Below are 2,480 nucleotides of genomic sequence, written 5' to 3' on the forward strand. Positions count from 1 at the left end.
GTATTTCACAACCGCGAGACCGCTTCAGGACTTGCGTAACGACGATGACATGGTGCGCTGGCGGAAGATCGAGCACACGCGCTCTAAGCTTGGCAAACCAAAGGTCGTCAATCTCGCGGCGTGGAGGATCAATCGAGCACGTAGGAGGAGCGCATGAGCGCCGTAGTCGAGTTCCAACAGAACCAGTCAATATTGGTTCGAATGGCCAGTAAGTTCGGCGTCGACCCGAACAAGATGCTTTCAACGCTCAAGGCCACGGCCTTTAAAGGCGAAGTGACCAATGAGCAGATGATGGCGCTTTTGATCGTCGCCGAGCAGCACGGATTGAATCCGTGGACGAAGGAGATTTACGCCTTCCCTGACCGCAACCATGGCGTCGTGCCGGTTGTTGGCGTAGATGGCTGGTCCCGCATCATCAACTCTCATCCTCAGTTTGACGGAATGGAGTTTGAGGAGTCCGAGGATGGCTCTTGGATCAAATGCACAATCTACCGCAAGGACAGGTCGCACCCCATTTCCGCCAAGGAGTGGATGAGCGAGTGCAGACGTGACACAGGACCATGGAAGTCACATCCTCGCCGAATGCTTCGGCACAAGGCAATGATTCAGTGCGCCCGTATCGCATTCGGATTCGCCGGCATCTATGACCAGGACGAGGCCGAGCGGATTATCGAGGCCTCGTATGAGCCCGAGCCGATTATGGTCTCCGCAACCAAGGTGGACCCGCGCGGTGACACGTCGGTGGTCTCGGACCTTGATGAAATGCAACACGTTGCAGCGATCAAGGATCTACTCGCACAGGACAAGGACGAGTACAGCATTGCCGATGATCTGCGTGCATACGAAGCCGAGTTTCTGAACCCGTTCCCGGAGCTCTACATCAGGGTTCTGGACGCATTGGCCCGCGAGAAGGTCATTAGTAAGACCAACTGGCGGAAGTACCTGAAGATTGGTCTTGATCGTGGGGAGACGCACACAGCATGAGCGACCTTAATCGAGTAATGCTGATTGGACGCTTGGGCGCCGATCCTGAGCAGCGGTACATGCCGAGCGGCAAGGCCGTCGTCAATATCCGCATCGCCACGTCCGAGAAGTGGACGGACCGCGATAGCGGTGAAAGACAGGAGCGGACCGAATGGCACTCAATAGTCGCGTTCGACAAGCTCGCCGAGATCATCGCTGAATATTTGCGCAAGGGCTCTCAGGTGTTCATCGAAGGCAAGTTGCAGACAAGGAAGTGGCAGGACAAGGAAGGCAAGGATCGGTACACGACAGAGATCGTTGCGCAGAACATGCAGATGCTTGGAGGCCGATCACAAGGCGCGACGAAGCAGAAGGAAGCGCCGCCTGCTGATGATGACTTTGGGGACGACATTCCCTTTTCCTTCGCCTTCCTGACTCCGCTCGGCTCGATCCTAGCGGGGCTGGTGCTGGCTGGCCTGGTGATTGCAGCGTGATGAAAGAGCAGACCGTAATCATCCAGAAAGGCGGCTCGCTGTCCCGCATCGTCGGGCTGCTGTCCGCGCTGGTTAAAGAGATGCCGCTCAAGGTGACGATCGCCGAGTACAGGCGGACGCGGAGCCTTGAACAGAATGCCTATCTGTGGGGGTGCGTTTACCCGACGATCTTGCAGCATCTGCCCGGCTGGGATGCTGAGGACCTGCATGAATATTTCCTCGGTGAGTGGAGCGGCTGGGAAGTTCTGGAAGGCTTCGGACGCAAGCGCATGCGCCCTATCCGGCGCAGTTCGAAACTGAAGACGACCGAGTTCATGGACTTCGTCGCCTTCATCCAGCGGCGCATGGCCGAGCATGGCGTGTACATCCCGGACCCGAACGAGGACATGAGAAATGTCGCGTAACCTCCGCCAACTCGCTGCGGGCCAGCCGTGCTACCTGCGCTTGCAAGGTTGCACTCACGACCGTGAGCAGACCGTGTTGTGCCACATCCGTCGAGGCGGCATTGCTGGCGTCGGTCAGAAACCCTGTGACGCCGCGGCGTTCCCGGCGTGCGAGCGTTGCCACGGCATCTTCGACGGCCGTTACCGATCGAGCTACAGCCGCACGCAACTCGACGCCGAAGCGCTGCGCGCTCTGTGTCAGTGGCTGGCGTACTGCTGGGAGCGCGAGTACATCATTCCCGGAGGGTTGGCGGCATGAACGCGCGACCGATCTTGTTCAGCGGCGAGATGGTGCGAGCCCTGCTCGAAGGCAGGAAGACGCAGACGCGGCGGATCGTGCGGCCGCAGCCGGAGAGTCATCTTGCAATTCCGCGCCACTTGGGCGGTGGCGAATGGCAGTGGTGCGCATATCGAGAGCAACTCGGCGACGTGGTGCCGACATGGCGCTGCCCCTACGGCCAGCCCGGCGACCTGCTCTGGGTGCGCGAGCGGTGGACGTTCGTCAACGTGCAGCGGCGCGGCGACCAATCCGAATTGGTGGTCGCCTACAACGCAGACGGCGCCGATCTGCCAAACCGTC

General features: G+C 59.4%; 5 protein-coding genes. All 5 read left to right on the forward strand.

Annotated elements, in window-relative coordinates:
• Nucleotides 1-153: 153 nt before the first annotated feature.
• The gene (bet, locus tag VF202_14295; GenBank protein ID HEX7041283.1) at nucleotides 154-984 is read left to right on the forward strand and encodes a phage recombination protein Bet; all 831 of its coding nucleotides are present in this window, start codon (nucleotides 154-156) and stop codon (nucleotides 982-984) included.
• The gene (locus VF202_14300) at nucleotides 981-1,457 is read left to right on the forward strand and encodes a single-stranded DNA-binding protein (protein ID HEX7041284.1); all 477 of its coding nucleotides are present in this window, start codon (nucleotides 981-983) and stop codon (nucleotides 1,455-1,457) included. The genes bet and VF202_14300 overlap by 4 nt, the downstream gene beginning before the upstream one ends.
• Entirely contained in the window at nucleotides 1,457-1,861 is a 405-nt protein-coding gene (locus tag VF202_14305) for a hypothetical protein (protein ID HEX7041285.1), read from the forward strand. Before VF202_14300 ends, VF202_14305 begins: the two co-directional genes overlap by 1 nt.
• Nucleotides 1,851-2,159, forward strand: coding sequence for a nuclease domain-containing protein (locus tag VF202_14310; protein ID HEX7041286.1), 309 nt, complete (start codon nucleotides 1,851-1,853; stop codon nucleotides 2,157-2,159). Before VF202_14305 ends, VF202_14310 begins: the two co-directional genes overlap by 11 nt.
• Nucleotides 2,156-2,480 (forward strand): hypothetical protein (locus VF202_14315; protein ID HEX7041287.1); only part of this gene is annotated, 325 nt, incomplete at its 3' end. The genes VF202_14310 and VF202_14315, both read left to right, overlap by 4 nt.

It is taken from the genome of Trueperaceae bacterium (assembly GCA_036381035.1).
Lineage (GTDB): Bacteria > Deinococcota > Deinococci > Deinococcales > Trueperaceae > DASRWD01.

Bases quoted from the DNA above. Each gene is read 5' to 3' on its own strand.
- bet (HEX7041283.1), top strand. From the start codon at position 154: ATGAGCGCCGTAGTCGAGTTCCAACAGAACCAGTCAATATTGGTTCGA.
- VF202_14300 (HEX7041284.1), top strand. From the start codon at position 981: ATGAGCGACCTTAATCGAGTAATGCTGATTGGACGCTTGGGCGCCGAT.
- VF202_14305 (HEX7041285.1), top strand. From the start codon at position 1,457: ATGAAAGAGCAGACCGTAATCATCCAGAAAGGCGGCTCGCTGTCCCGC.
- VF202_14310 (HEX7041286.1), top strand. From the start codon at position 1,851: ATGTCGCGTAACCTCCGCCAACTCGCTGCGGGCCAGCCGTGCTACCTG.